The sequence below is a fragment of the Ruminococcus sp. Marseille-P328 genome, assembly GCF_964249465.1.
GTDB lineage: Bacteria > Bacillota > Clostridia > Lachnospirales > Lachnospiraceae > Blautia_A > Blautia_A faecis.
Genome location: NZ_CAXUBQ010000055.1, coordinates 1 through 3,173, shown reverse-complemented (window position 1 = coordinate 3,173; position 3,173 = coordinate 1). Strand labels below are relative to the sequence as shown.

Sequence of the window (3,173 nt, the reverse complement as noted above, 5' to 3'; positions counted from 1 at the left end):
AGGAGCCGTATGCGGGAAAGCCGCACGTACGGATCTGTGAGGGGCTAAGATTGAGAGGTCTTAGTCTACTCGACTGTTGAAATCATGATATATCATCCCAGTGATTTCTAACCATTGCTTTGATACCATTGTGAATATCGGCATCCGAGTTCCCATCCAGAAATGTGACAACCCGGAAACCACTATCCGTATATTTCTTACATTCAGCTTCAAATTTTTCCTGCGAGGAGAAGTCGCTGCGCCAGAGATAATACGTTGGTTTACGCAAGGCTATCACATCCTTTTTGTTAAATTTTCTATCATTATCATATAAAAAGTGGACAGTTTTTGTGTCTGTCCACTTTAAAATAATTTTATCGTTCACGACCTGAATGGCTTAACTGACCTCTTTTTACCTGACTTGTAAATATTTTTGAGGCGCTATCAGCAATAAAATTGTTGTATAATACATATACATTACAGCAAAAATTAAGGAGGGAGCGAATGAATTTAGATATATATCAGAAATTATGTTCAGAGTCAAAAATACTCTGGACACAGCATTGTCTGCAACGGATGCAGGAAAGAGATATCAGTCGTGCTGATGTAAAAAATGGAATTGCAACCGGAGAAATTATAGAAGATTATCCTGATGACTATCCAAATCCCAGTTGTCTGATTTTTGGATATAATGTAAATGGCCGGATTTTGCATATTGTCGCCGGATGTGATAATATAAATATATATATCATAACCGCATATTACCCAGACACAAAGAAATTTGAAAATGATTTGAAAACTCGAAGAAAGAGGTGATGGATATGTGTATGTATTGTAAGAATAGTACAACTGTCAATAGCACAACAACGCACGTCGTAAATTATAAAAATTGTATTATCGTAATCAAAAATGTTCCATGCCTTGAATGTGATCAGTGTGGCGAAAAATACTATACAGACGAAGTTGCTGAACGCCTTGAATTAATTGTTGATATGGCGAAAAAATTAATGCAGGAAATCGCAGTTATTGACTATCCACAGGTAGCTTAATAATTTTCTATATTTTTATTGCGTTTTAGTAGAATATAGTATTCATCAGTGATCAGATTGCAGAAACTTGTGAAGCCTGCAATCGGGAGAGGGTGCTTAAGGCCCCTCCCCTTTTTCTTTTATACATTCTTCGCACTATTCATCCCATCCACCCAGTTGCACAAAACCACAATCGTCTCATAATTTACATGGATATATGTACGCCACCCTTACGACCGCCAAGAACTCTCGTATCTCTCAGATCATCCCATGAGAAATCCGGCATTTCTTCCCTTGCCACAAGGAAGTTTCCAGCCCTCTGGGTGAGCTGTGCGAAATTCACAACCGGATCAGTGGCACCTTCCTGATAGGCATAGATAGATGCCTCGGCCCCCATAAATCCAATATCAGCTTCTCCGGAAATGACAGCAGTCATAGTCTTATCCGCACCAAATCCTGTGACAAGTGTCAGATCCAGCCCTTCCTCTGCGAAATACCCTTCTTCAATCGCCACATATTGCGGTGCATAGAAAATTGAATGTGCCACTTCGTTTAAGGTAACCTTTGTAAGCTCCTCTTTTGATTCTCCATCCTTTGCAGCAAAGACTGTGGCTGGCAGTGCAGTTACTGCAAGAATCACAGCTGCTGCCAGTGAGATCCATTTTTTATTCTTCATACAGAGACTCCTTTTTGACTTCTGCTGTTAGGATATGCAAAATATGGGAAAGATGTTCGTAATAAGTATATTGCAAAGCTTAAAAAGAGGGTCGAGAAAAGTTATTTACCTGCCTTTTCTGATAAAATTTGTAATTGAATTTTTAACTTTCCTAACAGTTAAAAAATATGAAATGTATTTAACAACAATTCAATTGTGCTCATCTGTCAATTCTGCTATGCTTTAATCACAAAAGCTTTTGGAATTTTAACCGAATAAGCTGCGAAGCAGCATTCGGTTATGAGCAAGTAGCGAAGCGGACCTGGAATATCCGCTTGACTTAGGAGAAAAATATGATGAATATTGGAAATGTGATTAAAAAATATAGAAAAGAATTAGGTTACACGCAGGAAGAAATGGCAAACCGTCTGGGAGTAACCACTCCGGCGGTGAATAAGTGGGAAAATGGTGTTTCCCAAACAAAAAGATATTAAGAAACAGCCCATGTTTACCTGCTTGCAAACAAAAGAATATTGCTACTAGACTAAGAGATACTACATAAGTGTGTTGGTATCTCTTTTTTGTTGCCGTGAAACAGCAGACTATTTCATTTCTGCTTGATTACCTTAAAACTTATTAGTCTATGGTTTGTCAAGGGCTTGTTGCGTGAGAAATGCTGAATATCACCCTTTACAAAACATAGGCTGATAAGTAACTTTTCAAAAGCAGAAAAGAAATGGCAATGCTTATAACAATATGATATAATGCAGATGAAGACAAAAAAGGAATTTGTCGAGCTGGTTAGTTCGAGATAATTTTGAGTTTGTTAAGATGTGGTGCACTTGATGGAATCACAGGTACGACATCATATTATGGAGGATGAAATAGATGATAGGTTTGATTGTTGCGAGGTCAAAGAATAATGTTATAGGCAAGAATGGTAATATACCATGGAAAATAAAGGGAGAACAAAAGCAATTTAGAGAGTTAACAACGGGTAATGTGGTTATTATGGGGCGAAAGTCTTATGAAGAAATCGGTCATCCGTTGCCTAATAGAATGAATATTGTTGTTTCCACCACAACAGAGTATCAAGGAGATAATTTAGTTTCAGTTAAATCATTAGAAGATGCATTATTATTGGCTAAAGGACGAGATGTATACATATCTGGTGGATATGGACTATTTAAGGAAGCTTTGCAAATAGTAGATAAAATGTATATCACAGAAGTAGATTTAAATATTGAAGATGGAGATACATTCTTTCCAGAATTTGATATCAATGATTTTGAAGTTTTGATAGGGGAAACACTTGGTGAGGAAGTGAAATATACGAGAACATTTTATGTAAGGAAAAAATGAATTGAGTAAATTTTGGATTTAGGGTGTTTTCATAAATATATTGCTTTTTATGCATATATAAATTGTTGTAAGACAAATTCCAGTTGTGCGCCCAGCTAAGGGTGTGTAGTCAAGCCGGTGGGATTCCGGTTTATCCAAGGTTTAGCCAA

General features: G+C 37.1%; 5 protein-coding genes and 1 pseudogene. 4 read left to right on the top strand and 2 right to left on the bottom strand.

What is annotated here, in order from left to right; translation table 11 throughout:
- Positions 1–82: 82 nt before the first annotated feature.
- Positions 83–268, bottom strand: coding sequence for a hypothetical protein (locus tag ACESTK_RS20365; protein WP_264467171.1), 186 nt, complete (start codon positions 266–268; stop codon positions 83–85).
- 215 nt (positions 269–483) lie between these two features.
- Between ACESTK_RS20365 and ACESTK_RS20360 the strand changes: the two genes are divergently transcribed.
- On the top strand, positions 484–795 hold the full coding sequence (locus tag ACESTK_RS20360) for a DUF4258 domain-containing protein (protein WP_195589140.1): 312 nt from the start codon (positions 484–486) through the stop codon (positions 793–795).
- Positions 795–1,028: a type II toxin-antitoxin system MqsA family antitoxin gene (locus ACESTK_RS20355; RefSeq protein ID WP_330639710.1), complete on the top strand. Its 234-nt coding sequence runs from the start codon at positions 795–797 to the stop codon at positions 1,026–1,028. The genes ACESTK_RS20360 and ACESTK_RS20355 overlap by 1 nt, the downstream gene beginning before the upstream one ends.
- A 184-nt stretch (positions 1,029–1,212) precedes the next feature.
- Here the strand turns inward: ACESTK_RS20355 and ACESTK_RS20350 are convergent, their stop codons facing one another.
- Entirely contained in the window at positions 1,213–1,683 is a 471-nt protein-coding gene (locus ACESTK_RS20350; protein ID WP_227200932.1) for an ABC transporter substrate-binding protein, read from the bottom strand.
- Between the two features lie 332 nt (positions 1,684–2,015).
- Between ACESTK_RS20350 and ACESTK_RS20345 the strand changes: the two genes are divergently transcribed.
- Both ACESTK_RS20345 and dfrF read left to right on the top strand, forming a co-directional pair.
- Positions 2,016–2,156: a helix-turn-helix domain-containing protein gene (locus ACESTK_RS20345; RefSeq protein WP_373120622.1), complete on the top strand. Its 141-nt coding sequence runs from the start codon at positions 2,016–2,018 to the stop codon at positions 2,154–2,156.
- A 394-nt stretch (positions 2,157–2,550) separates the two neighbouring features.
- Positions 2,551–3,046: pseudogene (gene dfrF / locus ACESTK_RS20340) on the top strand (trimethoprim-resistant dihydrofolate reductase DfrF).
- Positions 3,047–3,173 lie beyond the last annotated feature (127 nt).

What these genes read in the sequence shown, in the direction of transcription:
- ACESTK_RS20355 (WP_330639710.1), top strand. Translation starts at nt 795, where the DNA reads ATGGATATGTGTATGTATTGTAAGAATAGTACAACTGTCAATAGCACA.
- ACESTK_RS20345 (WP_373120622.1), top strand. Translation starts at nt 2,016, where the DNA reads ATGATGAATATTGGAAATGTGATTAAAAAATATAGAAAAGAATTAGGT.
- ACESTK_RS20350 (WP_227200932.1), bottom strand. Translation starts at nt 1,683, where the DNA reads ATGAAGAATAAAAAATGGATCTCACTGGCAGCAGCTGTGATTCTTGCA.
- ACESTK_RS20360 (WP_195589140.1), top strand. Translation starts at nt 484, where the DNA reads ATGAATTTAGATATATATCAGAAATTATGTTCAGAGTCAAAAATACTC.